The organism is Fusibacter sp., from assembly GCF_057447755.1.
On the sequence record NZ_JBVBZF010000039.1, the window covers coordinates 1 to 17,798 of the forward strand.

At 35.5% G+C, this 17,798-nt stretch carries 16 protein-coding genes and 1 other annotated feature; of the genes, 5 read left to right on the forward strand and 11 right to left on the reverse strand.

Going from position 1 to position 17,798, the window contains the following annotated elements; genetic code table 11:
* Nucleotides 1-462 precede the first annotated feature (462 nt).
* The 7 genes from AC220I_RS07970 to AC220I_RS08000 form a co-directional block, all read right to left on the reverse strand.
* Nucleotides 463-2,091: a tetratricopeptide repeat-containing diguanylate cyclase gene (locus AC220I_RS07970; protein WP_486723285.1), complete on the reverse strand. Its 1,629-nt coding sequence runs from the start codon at nt 2,089-2,091 to the stop codon at nt 463-465.
* Nucleotides 2,092-2,306: 215 nt separating this feature from the next.
* The gene (locus AC220I_RS07975; protein WP_486723286.1) at nt 2,307-2,888 is read right to left on the reverse strand and encodes an indolepyruvate oxidoreductase subunit beta; all 582 of its coding nucleotides are present in this window, start codon (nt 2,886-2,888) and stop codon (nt 2,307-2,309) included.
* Between the two features lie 2 nt (nt 2,889-2,890).
* Complete coding sequence (iorA, locus tag AC220I_RS07980) at nt 2,891-4,669, reverse strand: indolepyruvate ferredoxin oxidoreductase subunit alpha (protein WP_486723287.1); 1,779 nt, start codon at nt 4,667-4,669, stop codon at nt 2,891-2,893.
* 32 nt (nt 4,670-4,701) lie between these two features.
* Complete coding sequence (locus AC220I_RS07985; RefSeq protein ID WP_486723288.1) at nt 4,702-5,613, reverse strand: bifunctional enoyl-CoA hydratase/phosphate acetyltransferase; 912 nt, start codon at nt 5,611-5,613, stop codon at nt 4,702-4,704.
* 302 nt (nt 5,614-5,915) lie between these two features.
* Nucleotides 5,916-7,022: a tetratricopeptide repeat protein gene (locus AC220I_RS07990; protein ID WP_486723289.1), complete on the reverse strand. Its 1,107-nt coding sequence runs from the start codon at nt 7,020-7,022 to the stop codon at nt 5,916-5,918.
* A gap of 14 nt (nt 7,023-7,036) precedes the next feature.
* The gene (locus AC220I_RS07995; RefSeq protein ID WP_486723290.1) at nt 7,037-7,858 is read right to left on the reverse strand and encodes an NAD(+)/NADH kinase; all 822 of its coding nucleotides are present in this window, start codon (nt 7,856-7,858) and stop codon (nt 7,037-7,039) included.
* Nucleotides 7,859-7,878: 20 nt separating this feature from the next.
* Nucleotides 7,879-9,687 (reverse strand): B12-binding domain-containing radical SAM protein, encoded by a 1,809-nt coding sequence (locus tag AC220I_RS08000; RefSeq protein ID WP_486723291.1) that lies wholly within the window; start codon nt 9,685-9,687, stop codon nt 7,879-7,881.
* Nucleotides 9,688-9,845: 158 nt separating this feature from the next.
* On the opposite strand from AC220I_RS08000, the gene AC220I_RS08005 reads away from it, so the two are divergent.
* The 5 genes from AC220I_RS08005 (at nt 9,846) to ilvA (ending at nt 14,845) form a co-directional block, all read left to right on the forward strand.
* The gene (locus AC220I_RS08005; RefSeq protein ID WP_486723292.1) at nt 9,846-10,349 is read left to right on the forward strand and encodes a hypothetical protein; all 504 of its coding nucleotides are present in this window, start codon (nt 9,846-9,848) and stop codon (nt 10,347-10,349) included.
* Nucleotides 10,350-10,422: 73 nt separating this feature from the next.
* Nucleotides 10,423-10,923, forward strand: coding sequence for a hypothetical protein (locus AC220I_RS08010; protein WP_486723293.1), 501 nt, complete (start codon nt 10,423-10,425; stop codon nt 10,921-10,923).
* Between the two features lie 104 nt (nt 10,924-11,027).
* A complete protein-coding gene (locus AC220I_RS08015) occupies nt 11,028-11,720 on the forward strand; it encodes a response regulator transcription factor (RefSeq protein WP_486723294.1) in 693 nt (230 codons plus the stop codon).
* Between the two features lie 8 nt (nt 11,721-11,728).
* Nucleotides 11,729-13,099, forward strand: a complete 1,371-nt coding sequence (locus AC220I_RS08020; protein WP_486723295.1) for a sensor histidine kinase — start codon at nt 11,729-11,731, stop codon at nt 13,097-13,099.
* A gap of 47 nt (nt 13,100-13,146) precedes the next feature.
* Nucleotides 13,147-13,366: a binding site (T-box leader), on the forward strand.
* Nucleotides 13,367-13,627: 261 nt separating this feature from the next.
* On the forward strand, nt 13,628-14,845 hold the full coding sequence (gene ilvA, locus AC220I_RS08025; RefSeq protein ID WP_486723296.1) for a threonine ammonia-lyase: 1,218 nt from the start codon (nt 13,628-13,630) through the stop codon (nt 14,843-14,845).
* A gap of 124 nt (nt 14,846-14,969) precedes the next feature.
* Here the strand turns inward: ilvA and AC220I_RS08030 are convergent, their stop codons facing one another.
* The 4 genes from AC220I_RS08030 to AC220I_RS08045 form a co-directional block, all read right to left on the reverse strand.
* Nucleotides 14,970-15,269 carry an MGMT family protein gene (locus tag AC220I_RS08030; protein ID WP_486723297.1) on the reverse strand — a complete coding sequence of 100 codons (300 nt, stop codon included), beginning with the start codon at nt 15,267-15,269 and terminating at the stop codon, nt 14,970-14,972.
* Nucleotides 15,266-16,333 (reverse strand): 3-isopropylmalate dehydrogenase, encoded by a 1,068-nt coding sequence (leuB, locus tag AC220I_RS08035; protein WP_486723298.1) that lies wholly within the window; start codon nt 16,331-16,333, stop codon nt 15,266-15,268. The genes AC220I_RS08030 and leuB overlap by 4 nt, the downstream gene beginning before the upstream one ends.
* 4 nt (nt 16,334-16,337) lie before the next feature.
* On the reverse strand, nt 16,338-16,829 hold the full coding sequence (locus tag AC220I_RS08040) for a 3-isopropylmalate dehydratase small subunit (RefSeq protein ID WP_486723299.1): 492 nt from the start codon (nt 16,827-16,829) through the stop codon (nt 16,338-16,340).
* Nucleotides 16,830-16,831: 2 nt separating this feature from the next.
* A partial coding sequence (locus AC220I_RS08045; protein WP_486723300.1) for a 3-isopropylmalate dehydratase large subunit occupies nt 16,832-17,798 on the reverse strand: 967 nt, incomplete at its 5' end.

Here is a 17,798-nt window from a genome sequence, read left to right on the forward strand (position 1 = left end):
ATGGCTTTTGTTTCCGTTTTGTCTTTTCAGACTTTTATCACTTGTTTCTGTTAAGCAACTTCCATCACCGAAATGATTTCCATAAGCTCAAAGAATTGCGTGTTTTAATTCATTTGCGCTATTCAATTTTCAAGGTCCTGTCTCGTTGCCGTTACACGCTTAAGTGTTGCGGCGACTCTCTTATAATACCATCAATGTTTTTCTTTGTCAACATCTTTTGATATTTTTTTTTACTTTTTTCAAACACAAATTTTACAAATCCAATTTCATTGTTTTCATTCAATTTGATGTTTTCGTGCGGTCATCGCTGACTGCTTAGTTATAATAACATCAATCAATTTCATCGTCAACCCCTTTTTAAAAAGAAGTATTATTCTGAAAATTTAAATGGTTTGAATCGTATAAAGGATTATACCTTAATCAAACGTACTTAAACATAATATTATACTTTTAAGAAGATCTTTAGGAAAAACAGATTTGATTTTTATCATTGGCTTTAGCGATATAAAGCAGGTCATCAGCTTGTGTGAGTATCTCATCCACATTGGTATGACTCTCATCTATCACTGATACGCCACCACTTATACTCACTTTATAATCCTTTTCTGACAAGATTTGCTCTATACTCTGTCTTATTTCAAACCCTTTCTGATAGACATATTCCTTATTGGCATTTTCAAAAATTACAAGAAACTCGTCACCACCATACCGTGCGATTAGACCGGAACTCCCCAAACTTGCATTAATGGCTTGACTTATAGCTCTCAAAACGTAATCTCCGGTAACATGGCCATAGGTATCGTTAATATATTTAAAATCATCAATATCAATCATCAATAAGTAATGGGTTGCATGGTTACCTTCCTTTATACGTTGCGTTAAGTAACCTAACTTCTCAATGATATAACGTCTATTAAATACGCCAGTTAATTCATCTGTCGTTGATAAAACTCTTAGCATATCATTCTTCTTCTTAAGCTCTATATTGCGAATAACATATATTTCGTTTTGTTGTCTTAACTTTTCAATCTGACTCTCTATGATAAAGGATTGTAATTTTGAATCGTTTTGTTTAGACAAGTTTGTAATTTTAGTTTCATGATAAAGTTCATAGAATTTAAATGCTTTCTCAAAGTCACCCTTTCTCTTGTAGAGTTCACTTAAATATTTATAGCTCACATCAACCAACTCAAATAAATTAAAAGCCTGAGCAAGGTGAATGGATTCATTAAAACAGTCTACAGCTTTCTCATTCTTGTTTTCTTCATAATAAACCATCCCCATATTTTGATAATTTTTAACAATACCTTCTCTATGAGTTGTTTTCATGATTTGAACATTAGACATCTTAAAACATTCAATGGCATCTTCATACTTTTTGCGAGCTCGGTGAATAATACCTATTTCTGACAAACAAAGGGATTTATTAAGAATATAGTTTTGACGACTAGACAGATCATAGCTCTTTCTGAGTATCGGTTCTGCTTCATCATATTTACCAAGTACATTAAGTGACGCTCCTAAATTAAACAGAACAATCGGACAGCCCTGTTTATCTAAATGCTGTAGAATTAGGTCATTTGCCTTATTAAAGAATTCATAGGCTTCTACATGCTTTGAACTTTTTCTAAGGACAAGTCCAATATTGTTTAATAAGGTTGCCTGCTTATCAAACATTTGATGCTTTTTATAGATTTGATGGGATTTTTGCAAGTAATCTGTAGATTTAGAAAAATTTTTCATCTCACTATATGCTTTTCCAAGGCCATTATAAATATCTGCTTTTTTTAATTCAGAATCCTGTCCACCAACGCGATCGTAATGGGTTAAAGCACTTTTGAGAAGTGTAATGGCTTCTTTATAGCGATTTGCACTGATCTCAATATGGCCTAGTGAAATCTTACTCTTGTACACACCTTCATTGTCACCAATTTGCTGAGCAAGAACCATGGCTTGTTGCGCATAGTTTTCTGCTTCTTTAACATCAATATAGAACATTTCATCAGCAAGCTGAACCAAAAGGGCCACTTTACGGTTTAAGTTTTGCTCATAGTGTATTTTCTTTTTTATATCTATAGATTTTTGATTCATATGTATTTGGTTCCCCCTTAGATTAAATACCATATCCCTTTTTCAGAATATTCAATCTTCATATATTATACATTATTTTGCTACTTCTGTTTGTATTTTTTTTGGTAAATTTAGTATTTTATCAGGAGATAGTAAAATGGTCCTACTTGCTATTCATTTATTCATATATAAAACAACCCCTCATTATAATTTCTATAATGAGGGGTTACTTGTTCTTACTTAACTTGATCCATACCTAACTTAAATGCCTTAAGGTTTATATCCACAAACTTTTCTTTAACTGTCTCTTGAATCACTTCATCCCAGTTAATACTTGTGTCTAATCCCATTGCTTTTACCAAAGCACCTACGATTATAACATTCATTGTTTTAATGTTACCCAGTTGACTTGCAAGCTCGGAAGCTTTAAATACAGTTGTATGAATTTTACTGCTGATATCTTCAATTACACCACTTGGATAAGCTGCTGCACCCGATAAAATAGGCGCAGATGGTATTTCATAATCATTGATAACAACTTGACCCTCTGGTTTAACATAATCTAACCATTTTGAAGTTTCCATAGTTTCAAACGAAACAAGGATGTCCGCTTGTCCCTTACCGATAATAGGTGAATGCACTTTTTCGCCAAATCTAACTTGAGTGGTTACACTACCACCTCTTTGTGCCATACCATGTACTTCACTCATTTTTACATCATATCCTGATTTAATTAAACCTATTGCTAATATTTTAGAAGCAAGAATGATCCCTTGACCACCAACGCCACATAAAAGTATATTTTTTACTTCTGACATGATTATTCACCAACCCTTTCAATTGCATCAAATGGACATGCTTGTAAACAAACTTCGCAACCCACGCACATATATTTATCAATTTTAGCTTTTTTAGTTGTTGTATCAAAGCTAATTGCAGGGCATCCAGTTTTCGTACAAATTCTACAGCCTTTACATTTATCTTCTACCACATGGCATAATTTTTTCTTAAGATCAAACTCTTTAATATCTTCAGGCGAGAAAGTCTTAAGTACACATGGCCATCTTGTAATAATAACTGAAGGACCATCAAAAGCAAATGCATCTTCAATTGCTTTATCCATCTCATCCAATTTTAATGGATTTACAGTAACAACATGTTTAATACCGATTGCTTTTACAAGGTCAGGGATATTGATGACGTTTGCAGGGTCGCCTTGAAGCGTGTAACCACTACCTGGATTTTCTTGGTGACCAGTCATACCTGTTATTCTATTATCCAAAATAACACTTACCGTATTTCCTTGGTTATAAGCAACTGTCATCAGTGAGTTTACGCCTGTATGGAAGAAAGTTGAATCTCCAATAACCGCAACCACCTTTTTATCAACATTGTTTTTCTTAAACGCTTGAGCAGCGCCATGTCCCATAGAAATAGAAGCGCCCATACAGATTACTGAATCAGTTGCATTCAAAGGTTCTGCTGATCCTAAAGTATAGCAGCCGATATCACCTGTGATGACAACATTTTTCTTCTTGCTTAAAGTATAGAAGAATCCTCTATGAGGGCAGCCAGCACATAAAGTTGGCGGTCTACCAACAATTTTATCCGGATCTGCTTTGATTGTCTCTAACTCTTTACCAAGTAAAGCTTTAGCTACGATATCAGGGTTTAACTCCCCTATTCTTGGAATTAAATCTTTACCGATACAGTCAATGCCAACTGCTTTTAACTGCTCTTCGATAAATGGCTCTAATTCTTCAACAATATATAGGGTTTCCACTTCTTTTGCAAATGCACGAATTTTATCCATTGGCAATGGGAATGTAAAACCTAATTTAAGGTATGAAGCATCTGATCCAAATACTTCTTGTGCATAAGTGTAAGCCACACCTGAAGTGATGATACCGATTTTCTTATTGCCCCATTCAATTCTATTTAATGGTGTCTCATTTGAGAACTTTTCCATTTCTACTAATTTGTCTTCAACAATAGGATGTAACATTTTAGCATTTGCAGGTGCTGATATGAATTTTTTCGGTTTCTTCACATAAGGAATAATTGGAACATCTTTACGATCTTCAAACGATACCAATCCTTTTGAGTGACAAACTCTAGTTGTCATTCTAAAAAGAACAGGTACATCAAATCTTTCAGAGATTTCAAATGCTGCTTTGACATAGTCTTTAGATTCTTGAGAATCACTTGGTTCTACACATGCAATCTTTGCAAATTTAGCATAGTATCGATTGTCTTGCTCATTTTGTGATGAGTGACAACCTGGATCATCTGCTGAAACCAAGACAAGGCCACCAGTTATCCCCGTATATCCTATCGTAAACAATGGGTCTGCTGCAACGTTAACACCGACGTGTTTCATAGCTGCAATTGTTCTAGCGCCTGCTAAAGAAGCCCCAATAACAGTTTCAAGTGCCACTTTTTCATTTGGTGCCCACTCTGCAATCAAATCTTCTTTGTATTGTGCCATGCTCTCTAAAATTTCAGTACTTGGCGTTCCTGGGTATGCACTTGCAAAAGTTACACCTGCTTCATACGCGCCACGTGCTACCGCTTCATTACCCGTCATCAAATGTTTCATAAATAACTCTCCTTATCTCAACAATTAAATCATTAACCTTTATAAGATGCAATTACACTACCTAGTGCAATTGAATTTAACTTCGCTTCGTAGCTATCTGCTCTTGATACCAATACCACTGGTACTTTAGCACCCATGATAATACCTGCTGAATCAGCACCTGCAAGATATGTTAAGGTCTTACCAATACCATTTCCAACTTCTATTGTTGGTACAAGCAACACATCTGTATCACCAGCAATTTCACTTTTAAAGTTCTTTACGATTGCAGCTTCTTTTGAAACTGCTAGATCAAGTGCAAGTGGTCCTTCTACAATGACATTTTTACCAAAGAAACCCGTTTGGGACAAGTCTTGAAGTTTTCTAGCATCTACAGTTGCCAGCATTTTTTCATTTACTTTTTCTTTAGCGGCTATACCTGCAACCTTAACAGTTTCAATGCCCATTGCCTTACAGACGTCAACTGCATTTTGAGTGATTTTAACCTTTTCATCATATGATGGCTCGATATTCATACCACCATCCGTTAAAAAGATTAATTTATGGTAATGAGGTACTTCATAAATCATCACATGACTGAGGAGACTGTCTGTTCTCAATCCGATTTCTTTATCTAATACTGCTTTTAGTAAAATTGAAGTATCGATTAAGCCTTTCATTAAGAAATCGCCTTTGCCTTCCGATACCAGTTTTACAGAAACTTTTGCTGTTTCATTCAAATCATCTACTTGAATAATCTCATAGTTTGAAACATCCAGCTTGTGTTCATCTGCAATACGTCTTATTTCTTTTTCGTTACCGACTAATATTGGTGTAATGATGGATTCTTCTGCTGCTTTGCAAACAGCACCTAAAACATCTTCATCTTGAGCTGCTGCAACAACCAACTTCATAGACTTTCCTTGTTTCGCAGCTGCTAATAAGTCTTTCACACTTTTAATCATATTCATCTCACCTTTATAATTTTTTTGTACCTATTCAACTTTTTTTGTAATCTCAAATTCATTCTACTACATTTTGTTGAAGCCTTCAATAGTTTTTGTAATTATATCAACCATTTAACAATTTCAAAAAATAAACGCCCTAACCTGAACGTGCAATTTAAGTTCAGATTGGGGCGCATGGATTCATTTGTTACGATTATCGATAGCTCCACTAAGTTTTATTTTAAGACAATCATCAAATCCTAGAATATATTGTTTAATTAATCATCTTTACATAAGAAATTAATGTCGTGGATAATGGTTTATTTTTCCAATGTTTTAACATGTTCATGCCACATTTGGATAACTTCATCTTCAGGGTTGAGTTCGAAAGCTCTATCAAATTGAGCTCTTGCCTCATTGACATCTCCCTTATTTAACAAGACAATCCCCTTATTGCATATTATTTCAGCATTTAATGGATCCAACCTAAGCGCTTCTTTATAATACTTTAACGCTTCATCATAATCACCAAGGCTTAAAAGACATATTCCAATTTCATTCATCGTTTGAATGTGACCTGTATTCAAAGTCAAGACCTTTAAAAAATACTGTAGAGCGGTTTCATACTCTTCTTTAAATCGATAACCAAGACCAATGAAGAAATTAAGATTCCACCATTCGTCATGCTCCTCTTCTATGCTTTTTAAAAGTTCTAACCCCTCATCAATTCGACCACTCAATATTAGTTCATAACCTTCTTCATAAGTAGAACGATCACGACACTTACCCAAGAAGCTTACAATTTCTTCTTTTACATCAAGTTCTAAATCAAAAGATAAGGCTTTAATCCACAACTTCTCAGCCTGCTTGAAATTTTCTTTATTGTACAGGATAATACCGAGTTGAAAATATCCCAAACCAAAAGTCGGATCTACTTCTACAGTTTTTTTGAAATATTCAGCAGATTGCACTTCGAAATTTTCATCTGTTGTTTCCAAAAACAAATCTTGATAGCATCTTCCTAAATTATAAAGAGCATCAATATTATTCTCATCAAGCTTAATGCAAGCGTTTAAATATAGGATTGCCCTATAATAATCCTTTAATGATGCAAAGTTGAGCCCATCATTTAAAACCTTAAGGGGTAGTTCAGGGTCTATATCCTTTAATAGTTCTGCATAATAACCTTGGTGCTCAAACTCTTGTCCAGATCCTATGACATAGACAAGTCCCTTTATAATTGCAAGTGGCGGTATGATCTCAATATCGTTTTCCTTGATGTTCTCGACTAAATTATCAATAAAAACCGGAATTGGAATTTTAGGATCGAGCTCAATCGTCCTAAGTTTGACAATTTTATCTTCCTTTATCTCTATAAAAACGATATCATCTAGATATTTTTTTAGGTTTGTTTCTATTATATGCATTTTAACCTCTCCATTTATTCCAAAACTCTTCGTATGTTTTTATCAATAATCTTTCTTTTAAATAAATCAAAATAATCAAATTCATCAGACCGGATTACTTTAATGTCAAATTCATCTGCGACCTTCACGTGTATATCTTCAATATATTCATTTGAAAGTTTAATGCCATCACAAGCAACAATGACCTTGCGTTTATGTGCCTTTACGATTTTAATGTCAACATAAGTGTCATTTGGCACGATCATGGTCGATTTCATTGGTCGATTTACGCTGTTGTCATTTGGTGTCATTGGTGTAATCTGGAATACCGGAATATCACTATGAACCACTGCGCCTCCAGCCCAGATTGCATAACCCGTAGCACCTATTGGCGTAGAAATGATAAGACCGTCACCTGTAAAATAGTTGAAAGGTCTGCTATTCAGATATACTTTTGCCTCCATCAATTTGGGTTCAACATGTTTAATGAGAATTTCATTGAATGCATAATCTGTATAGACCTCACCACTTAATGTTTTTGTGTTCACTAACAGCAGTGGATAAGTAATAATTCTGTAATTCTTTCTATCCAAAACATCAAATATTTTCTCAAGGTGATTTGGCATGATTGTCGTTAAAAAGCCAAGCGTCCCAGTGTCAATACCAACAAATGGCGCTTTTAAGTCTCTGTATTTTCGGATAGCACTTAACATCGTACCATCTCCGCCAATGACGAGTATCACATCAGGGTTTTCTGTAACCAATTCTCTATCTTGTGTTTCGAGCAGCTCAATCAACTGTTGTTTAACAGTCATCGAGTCTTTTTTACTATTATGATGGATCATAATGCGCTTCATATGTCACCTTCTTTTTTAGTCTATTGATTTATAATTTCCGGCAATTCAACTTTATAGTATTTAGAGGGTTCCAGCGCGTTCTCTGGTCTTAAGTAATCGAATAAAACAACGTTTAAAACTTCCTCTACATTAGTATATTGGCTTTGAATTAAAGATATTATATCATAATTAAGCGTTATAAATTCCACAGTTTTAAGAATTTGTTTTCCTTGCATGCCAACATATACATTGTTTATCTTTTCGAGGTTTTTTGTTTCCTTTAAATAATGGAGTCTGCGACTGTTAAATTGTGGCATTTCAATCATATTAAAGAATGGTCTTTGACCCTTCAAATGTGCATAGTAAAAATCGAATTTTAAAAGTTCTCCAAACAAAGCACTGTTCTCATAATGTTCGTGATAAAAATCATATAATATATCATATAATTTTGCTGTTGAATGGGACACATACATTAAGTCGTTAGATTTAAAGTAATCGCTCAACTTCAAAAAGAATTCAGATGGTGATCCGCCTTCAATTTTCAACAAATATTGTATGGAATGCTTAAACTTACCTGAATTGTAATAATACTCAAGTATGGACTCCAGATTTTTAAGTTTTGTCAAAGACTCAAAATCAATGTACTTGTTGTAAAGCACTTCATAGGGTGCTTGTTCTCTAAATTCGTACCCATGAAGTTCTTTTGTACTCATTATTGGTGTGCCTTTTAGAATTTTTAAAAAGCCAAGCTGCAGCGCATGGGGTCCCATCTTAAAAACGTCATCAAAAGACTTTAAAAATTGTCCATAATTTTCATAAGGCAGTCCAGCAATCAAATCTAAATGGATATGGATATTGCCCATATCTAAAAGCTTCATACAGTTTTCTCTAAGTTTTTCAAATGCTATGGGTCTATTAATCGCAATCATCGTTTCATTATGTGTGGTTTGCACACCTATTTCAAATTGGAAAAGCCCCTCTCTCGCTTTTGACAATAAGTCAAAATAATCATGGTCAAGCAGGGTTGCCGTTATTTCAAAATGGAAATTTGTCACACCATTATCATGGTCAATCAAATAGGCCATAATAGACAAGGCATGAACTTTATCTACATTAAAAGTACGATCGACAAACTTAACTTGAGGCACCTTATGCTCTAGAAATACATCTAAATCATTATAAACCCTTTCAAGAGAGTAAAAACGTACCCCTTTTTCTGCTGCGGACAAGCAATAACTACAACTATAAGGACATCCCCTCGCACTTTCATAATATATAATTCTATTCTCAAATGGTTGAAAATCGTCATATACAAAAGGAATTTCATCTAAATTTTCAATAGGTGTCCTCTTGCCATTATGATAGACAAGACCACCTAACCTATAGGCAATCCCCGTAATATTAGTCAATACTTTTTGATCAATTCTAACACCTTGTTGCTCTTGTTCCAAAGCCATAAGAACATCGCATACTATCCTTTCACCTTCTCCTATGATAACCATATCGATAAAGTTATAGGTTTCAAGTTTGTGATTTGCATCATACGACACTTCAGGCCCACCGAAAATGATATACGTTTTATGATTGAGCTTCCTATAATTTGAGAATAATATAACTAAAGCTTCAATATTCCAAATATAGGATGAACAAATGATTACATCTGCATCAATTTCAACCATTTCCCTTAATATATCATCCTGAGACTGATTGATTGTATATTCCTTAATTAAAATCTCGTTTTGATCAAGGGTAAGCTGCTTGGCATGGTGCTTAACATATTTTGATATTGAATGAATTGCCAAGTTTGAATGGATGTATTTTGAATTCAATGTCATGAATAAAGTTTTCATTTAGCCTCTTCTTTCTAAATCGTCATAGTTTTAGTTTATCTCTGAATTATATACGAATTTTATAATAATTTTAACCCAAATATAAAAATTCATTTCAATTATTATCAACATTTATTTTAATATGGTATACTTGTGTTAACAGAACTAGGAGGTTTATTATGGCTATAATGTCATCCCGATTAATTCGACATGAAATATGCAAAGATGAAATTAAAAATCTTGGCGGACGTGTTATTGACATCCAAGGCATTATGTTTTTGGTGAAATTCGATATAAGCGGCCATAAAATTACCTATGCATATCATTTGAACGAAGACAATACCTATTTACTTGAACGTGTTAAGCCCTACTTTCTAAGTATTGGTTATTATAAAGATGAAGAGGATATCGTAGATTGTATTAAAGTAGACATTGAGCAATTTAGAAATGCGATGCATTCTTCTAACTTTGATCAATTTATTGAAATTGATAACCATCTCAGCAAACTCGTGCGACTATTTGAAGACTTATATCTATATTACAATATTAATAAAGAAGATTTGAGCAAACTTGATAAATCAGTCGATCTAATCTTAGATAATATCAAGGAAATCATGAAGCATTCCGACCGTGTTTATACTAAAAAAGATCCTGATGTCCTTTGTGAAGAAATAGAATTCTAAATCTCTACATCATCTTCATAAGAACTCCATATTTGGGCGTTATGATATAGACAAATCTAAAGGAGGTAATCTTATGAAATTAAAAACATTATTATTAACAGGTTTGATGTTGTTATTGACTGCAGGCATCATCTTTGCAGCTACACCATCACAAATCATCACAGATTTAACAGGTTTAACTGACGAACAACTTACAGAAATGCATTTAGCTGGTAAGACTTATGGTCAAATTGCTCAAGAAAATGGCGTATTAGATGCATATCAAGAAGCGATGTTACAAGAAAAAATCGCTTTAATTAACGCTAGAGTATCAGATGGTACATTTACGAGTGAACAAGCAAGTGCTTATATTACAAGATTAACTGAAAATCAAGCAGTATGTGATCCTTCTGATCCTGACCGTATTATGCAAGGTAGTGGTTTAAGATTTGGAAATGGCGGCGGTGCTGGTTTTGGTAGAGGTGCAGGTTTAGGAAATGGCGTAAATTGCTTAACCCCTGGAACAAACACAGGTTTTGGTGGTTTTGGCAGAGCTAATGGAATGGGCTTTGGCAGAGTGCAAACTAATAACTAGAACTGAATTTAAAGCATGTACGCAATTGTGTTACATGCTTTTTTTCACATTAAGAGGCGTGAAAGTTTTGATCATTATTTAAGATTGATATAATTTATAGGAGTATGGTTATGAAGCTGTTATTGATTGAAGATGAAAAGGATTTATTAGAAGTTACAAGAGATTATCTGCTTAAGGAAAATTACGAAGTGGTCACTGCACAAACCGGCATTGAGGCATTAAACCATTTTAAAAACGATACCTTTGAGTTCGTTGTAATGGACTTAATGTTACCAGACTTACACGGCGAAGAACTTTGTCGTATCTTCAGAGAAACCTCTGATGTGCCAATCATAATGCTCACAGCCAAGTCCACATTGGAAGACAAGATAAATGGCCTTTCGCTTGGTGCTGATGATTACATTACCAAGCCCTTTAGCCTGAGAGAACTGATCATGCGTATTAAATCAATTTCAAAGAGAGTCTACAAGCAAACCACTGTTGACATACTCTCATTTGATCACGGCAAGCTTCAAATTGATAAAAGTGCACATACAGTTCAAATGAATGGTGAAGAAGTTTATTTGACTAAAATTGAGTTTGATATCCTTTTGGTCTTTGCTGAGAATCCAAATCGCACCTTCACTAGAGAACAGCTCATTGAAATTACCATGGGTTATGACTATATCGGATATGATCGTACAATCGACACCCATATTAAAAACATTCGGAAAAAAATTGAACCTGATTTGAAAGACCCACAATACATTAAAACAGTCTATGGTGTTGGTTATAAATTTATGTCTAAAGACCAGTGAGGTAATCCATGAATCATAAAAAAACAAAAAAACACTATCAAATTTACCTTCGAAATCACTTCTTAATCATTGCAATTTCCACCATATTAATTGTAACCATTGTGGGAAACCTATCCGTAAAATACTTTTTTACGCATTACTTGAACAAGCAAATTATAGAGAACAACTTACAAATCACTAAGGCTGTTGAGCTTTTAATCGCTGAAGATACACTTTCTACTCAAAGTATAAGAGTCCTAGCCGCTTCAAATAATGTTTATCTCAGAATTTTAGACCTTGACCAAAATGTATTATTAGACAGCGATATGGCCAGGGGCAATGGCATGGGATTTGGCAAGGGCAGTGTTATGTTAAAAACAAATACAGATCTTCTTGACTTCACAGAATATAGGATAAATTCACCTTCTGATCAACCCATCTACCTTTTGGAAATCGGCAGACAAAGAGATATTATCGCCACTGCCTTAGAGGGCCAGTTTATTTTTGCCCTGAACAGCGTCTTTTTCAGCACCTTAATATTCACAATCCTACTGAGCATCTTCTATGCCCAGTATCAATCTAAAAAAATAACAACCCCCATATCCCTTATTATAGAAAATACCAAGGGCATTGAGCAGGAAAAATACCGTGATTTTAAGTCCATTGAGACACATTTTCATGAAATTGATGCTCTAAACACTTCACTTTATGCCTTAAATGACAAATTAGAGGCACAGGACGCCTTGAGAAAACGCTTGACAACAGATATCGCTCACGAGCTCCGCAACCCACTTTCTATTCTAAGAAGCCATATTGAAGCTTTTGTTGATGGTGTTTGGCAGCCTAGTGAAGAGAAACTCTTAAAGTGTAACGATGAAATTTTACGCCTTACCAGATTAATCGATGAGCTCAACGAGTTGTCTGTTGTTGAAAACTCGTTGATATTAAACACATCACAACACGACCTCGTCAACATGGTTCACAAAGTCATATCAAGCTTTGAAGTCCTACTTGAGGATCGAAACATAAAACTGGATATTCGTTTACCGCAGAATGCCATTTTGGAATACGATGAAGACCGTATGATACAAGTACTCGTTAACTTGTTTTCAAATGCTATAAAGTATTCCCCCGATCAAAGTTGCATCATTATATCGCTCTTGAATGAAGACAATCAAATAAGGCTCTCTATAAAAGATCAGGGCATAGGTATCTCTCAAGAAGATATTCCATATATATTTGAACGTTTCTATCGTTCTGATAGTTCAAGAAATAGAAAGACTGGCGGACTTGGCATAGGCCTTGCCGTCACAAAGGCTATTTTAGATGCTCATGGCTATCACATCAAGGTTAAAAGCGAATTAAACAAAGGTTCAGAATTTACAATTTATTTTAGTTGACATATTGATTACATTTTGGTAATATAATCAGAAATATAGTAATTTCAACAACAGCGTTGATGGAGACTTGCTCTAATAACATTTATTACAGAGAAACGGGATTGCTGAGAGCCGTTATAAATAAGTTAGATGACATATCCCTCCTGAGCTTTATGTCTGAACACCAGTAAGATATAACGACTAGTCCCGTTAAAGACTTAGGTTTGATTGAACCAATGAGTGGTGTATGCAATTAAGGTGGTACCGCGAGTATATCTCGTCCTTATTTTAAGGACGGGATTTTTTTATTTTAAATCATTTGTTTTCATCCTGCTTCTCGCAAAATTAATCAATTGTCAAAGAACGGTCAGATGAAAACGATAACAACAAAATAAGGTCTTGGCGTTAAATGATTATAAATCATTAGTTTTCACCCAGCTTAGAGCAAGAATTTTCAACTTGTGAAAAGCGGTTAGGTGAGAACGGTAACGGCAAAACAGGGTTTTGGCGTTAAATGATTAAAACAACAATTATTTTGGGGGTAAAAACATGAAAACAGAAAAAGGTTTATCAAAATTAATGCTATCAGAAGCAGCTGAGCGTTTAAAACCAGTCATTACTGAAACACATCTTATCTATAGTGATATTTTTAGCCAGGAATTTGCCAATCAAATTTATATTAAACCTGAAAATTTACAAAAAACCGGTTCATTTAAACTAAGAGGTGCCTTCAATAAAATTGCCCAGCTTGATCCTGAAAGCTTAAACAAGGGCGTTGTTGCATCTTCAGCTGGAAACCATGCTCAGGGTGTTGCATATGCAGCTAAAACTGCCGGCAGTAAGGCAACCATCGTCATGCCCACAGCAACACCACTGATTAAGGTCAACGCTACAAAGGCACATGGTGCAGAGGTTGTACTATACGGCGATTGTTATGATGAAGCCTATGAAAAGGCATGTGAAATTCAAAAAGAAATGGGTTATACCTTCATCCATCCCTTTAACGATCATGACGTTATTGCAGGGCAAGGGACAATTGGCCTTGAAATTCTTGAAGAACTACCTGATGCCGATTATGTATTGGTCCCAGTAGGCGGTGGTGGGTTAATTGCTGGTGTTGCTTATGCAATAAAATCTATAAATCCAAACTGTAAAGTTTTCGGTGTAGAACCAGAAGGGGCACTCTCTATGAAATCGTCCTTAGACAAAGGGGCTGTCGTTAGACTAAACAACATTCACACAATTGCAGATGGCGTTGCCGTTAAAGAAGTTGGTGATTTGTCCTTTGATCTTAGTCACCAATATGTAGATGGTATTATCGCAGTAAACGATTATGACATCATGGAAGCCTTTTTACTCTTAATTGAAAAACATAAAATTGTTGCAGAAAATGCAGGTGCATTGACCATCGCAGCACTAAAAAACTTTAAAGTTAAAGATAAAAAAATTGTATGTGTTCTTTCTGGTGGTAACATTGATGTGGTTACGGTCTCTGCAATGATCAATAAGGGCCTCTCCAGTAGAGGGAGAATTTTTTGCTTCTCAGTTGAGCTTCCTGATACACCAGGTCAATTATTAAAGATCTCTCAGGTTTTGTCGGACTTGAAGGCAAATGTCATCAAGCTGGATCACAATCAGTTCATGAACTTAGATCGATTTATGCATGTTCAATTGCAAGTAACTGTTGAAACCAACGGACACGATCATATTCATGAAATTATCAGCGAACTCAACAAAATCGGATATCAAGTTAATCGTGTATATTAAATAAATATGTAATTAAATAGAAAGCCGAGAATATAATCCTATTCTCGGCTTTTATGTGTATGTCTAAAAACAATGAAGTTGATCAACAAACTAGGATACCATAATTCATCAATCAATAGCACGCCTAGACTATATATCGTCTTAAATCAATATTGCCATGCAGATCAAACTCAACACCCTCAGCTTCGAGCAGTTGCCTTTGTTCTTCATACCCCATGCCTGGTTTTAAAGATAGGCGTCCTTGAGAATTAATAACGCGATACCAGGGAAGTTTGTACTTATCACTCATTGTGCTCAGTATCCGTGATACCTGTCGAGCAGCCCTCGGATTGCCCGACAGCTCTGCTATCCGCCCATAAGTGGATACTCTTCCCTTTGGAATCTTTAAAATATTTTCAATCACTGCATGGGTAAATGGGTTCATATTGCCTCCGTTACGAGCCTTCCTATTTCCGATGTGCTTACATAGTTTTCTTTGTCACTAGCAATGTCAATTGTTCTATAACCATCATTTAACACTTTGGCAACCGCGTCTTCAATTTGTTCAGCACAATCGACTTGACCTAAAGAGGTTCTAAACATCATTGCCACCGATAAAATCGTAGCAAGTGGATTGGCAATATTTTGGTTAGCAATACTTGGTGCAGAACCATGAATTGGTTCATAAACACCAAATTTTTTCTCGCTTATGGAAGCACTTGGCAACATCCCAATTGACCCTGTTAAAACACTCATCTCATCTGATAAAATATCACCAAACATATTGCTTGTCAAGATGACATCAAACTGCATTGGATTGATAATCAACTGCATAGCAGCGTTATCAACGTATAAGTGCTCAAGCGTCACTTCAGGGTAATCTTTAGAAACTTCGATAACGGTTCTTCTCCAAAGTCTAGAGCTTGATAAAACGTTTGCTTTATCAACACTTGTGACCTTTTTACGCCTACCCATGGCTGCGTCAAAAGCAATGCGAGCAATTCGCTCTACTTCTGAAACACTATAAGCCATTTGGTCAGATGCCGATTGTCCATCTTCACTCTCCCACTGCTTTCCAAAGTAAATGCCACCATTTAATTCTCTTACAATTAATAAATCTAAACCTTCCACCAAAAGACTTGGTTTAAGTGGCGATTGATCTTTTAAAACATCATATAATTTTGCAGGTCTAAGATTTGCAAACAAGCCTAAATCCTTTCTGAGTTTGAGTAGCGCTTTTTCCGGTCTCAACTCAGGTGCTATTTGGTCGTATTTGGGGTCTCCTACAGAGCCCATTAAGACAGCATCACACGTACTCAGGTTCGAAATCGCTTCATCAGTGATCGGAATCCCATAGCTGTCAATGGCTTCACCACCGATTTTCTCATGAACAAAATCAATTTCCAACTGATTTTTATCTGCTATTTTCTTGATAACTTTTATACCTTCATCAACAATTTCAGGTCCAATGCCATCACCTTTTAAAATACCAATTTTGTACTTCTTCATCTCTTTAGATAGCCTCCTGATTTATTGTTTTTTTAGTGGTGTTTATTAAGCCATCATTTTGAATCATATTGAGTAAGAAGTCAGGATAAGGTTGAAACTTAAAGACCTTTTTGTCTGATAATCTTGTGATTTCCCCCTTTTCAACATCAATATCAATTTGATCTGTTTCCCTTAAAGCTTCTACTGCTGATTCACACTCAATAATGGTCAACCCTGTATTTAGTGCATTTCTGAAGAATATTCTCGCGAAATTCTTCGCAATGACACATTTTACACCTGCCGCTTTAATCGCTAAAACCGCATGTTCTCTTGATGAACCACAGCCAAAGTTGTCTCCCGCAATAATGACATCTCCATTTTTAACGGTTTTGCTGAAATCCTGATCAATATCTTCCATACAATGCTCAGCTAAATGTTTGGGATCTGTTATATTTAAATACCTTGCTGGTATAATCACATCAGTATCTACATTGTCTCCGTACTTATAAATTTTCATATTTACTCCCCTTTAAAAAATTGTCTTGGTGATGATATTTTACCTGTAATTGCAGATACTGCAGCAACTGCCGGACTTGACAAATATATTTCAGATGTCTTATGGCCCATTCTCCCAACAAAGTTTCGATTGGTAGTAGCAACTGCGCGTTCATTCTTACCCAAAATCCCCATATGACCACCCAAGCATGGCCCACAAGTTGGTGTACTCACAACGGCACCTGCATTAATAAACGTCTCAATGTACCCCGCTTTTAGGGCATCTAAATAGATTTTCTGAGTTGCCGGTATGATGATCATCCTAACATTCGGATGGACTCTTTGGCCTTTAAGAATTTCTGCAGTTATTTTTAAATCGTCAAATCTTCCGTTTGTACAGGATCCTACGATAACCTGATCTATATCAATGCTCGGAATATCTTTAAAGGTTTTAGTATTCTCAGGAAGATGTGGAAAAGCAACCGTTGGTTCTATTTCACTAAGATTTATATGAATGACCTTTGTGTATTCAGCATCTGCATCTGCAGAAAAAATTTGTGGGATTTTTTCACTGTGACTTGCCATGTATGCCTTTGTAATTTCATCCACTTCAAAGACACCATTTTTTGCACCTGCTTCAATCGCCATATTTGCAATGGTAAAACGATCATCCATGGTAAGACTCGATAAACCTTGTCCTGTAAACTCAAGCGACTGATATCTAGCACCATCAACACCAATTAGGCCAATGAGGTGTAAAATGACATCTTTTCCACTCGTCCAATCTCTTAGTGCACCGCTAAGCTCAATTTTGATAGCAGTAGGGACTTTGAACCAACACTTTCCAGTTGCCATTCCCACAGCCATATCTGTACTGCCAATACCTGTGGAGAAAGCACCCAGTGCCCCATAGGTACAGGTGTGAGAATCTGCACCAATAACAACGTCACCAGCAACAACAAGACCTTTTTCAGGCAACAGAGCATGTTCA

Bases quoted from the DNA above. Each gene is read 5' to 3' on its own strand.
- AC220I_RS08015 (WP_486723294.1), top strand. From the start codon at position 11,028: ATGGTTATGAAGCTGTTATTGATTGAAGATGAAAAGGATTTATTAGAA.
- AC220I_RS07975 (WP_486723286.1), bottom strand. From the start codon at position 2,888: ATGTCAGAAGTAAAAAATATACTTTTATGTGGCGTTGGTGGTCAAGGG.
- ilvA (WP_486723296.1), top strand. From the start codon at position 13,628: ATGAAAACAGAAAAAGGTTTATCAAAATTAATGCTATCAGAAGCAGCT.
- AC220I_RS08020 (WP_486723295.1), top strand. From the start codon at position 11,729: ATGAATCATAAAAAAACAAAAAAACACTATCAAATTTACCTTCGAAAT.
- leuB (WP_486723298.1), bottom strand. From the start codon at position 16,333: ATGAAGAAGTACAAAATTGGTATTTTAAAAGGTGATGGCATTGGACCT.
- AC220I_RS08040 (WP_486723299.1), bottom strand. From the start codon at position 16,829: ATGAAAATTTATAAGTACGGAGACAATGTAGATACTGATGTGATTATA.
- AC220I_RS08030 (WP_486723297.1), bottom strand. From the start codon at position 15,269: ATGAACCCATTTACCCATGCAGTGATTGAAAATATTTTAAAGATTCCA.
- AC220I_RS08005 (WP_486723292.1), top strand. From the start codon at position 9,846: ATGGCTATAATGTCATCCCGATTAATTCGACATGAAATATGCAAAGAT.
- AC220I_RS07995 (WP_486723290.1), bottom strand. From the start codon at position 7,858: ATGAAGCGCATTATGATCCATCATAATAGTAAAAAAGACTCGATGACT.
- AC220I_RS08000 (WP_486723291.1), bottom strand. From the start codon at position 9,687: ATGAAAACTTTATTCATGACATTGAATTCAAAATACATCCATTCAAAC.
- AC220I_RS08010 (WP_486723293.1), top strand. From the start codon at position 10,423: ATGAAATTAAAAACATTATTATTAACAGGTTTGATGTTGTTATTGACT.
- AC220I_RS07990 (WP_486723289.1), bottom strand. From the start codon at position 7,022: ATGCATATAATAGAAACAAACCTAAAAAAATATCTAGATGATATCGTT.
- iorA (WP_486723287.1), bottom strand. From the start codon at position 4,669: ATGAAACATTTGATGACGGGTAATGAAGCGGTAGCACGTGGCGCGTAT.
- AC220I_RS07985 (WP_486723288.1), bottom strand. From the start codon at position 5,613: ATGATTAAAAGTGTGAAAGACTTATTAGCAGCTGCGAAACAAGGAAAG.
- AC220I_RS07970 (WP_486723285.1), bottom strand. From the start codon at position 2,091: ATGAATCAAAAATCTATAGATATAAAAAAGAAAATACACTATGAGCAA.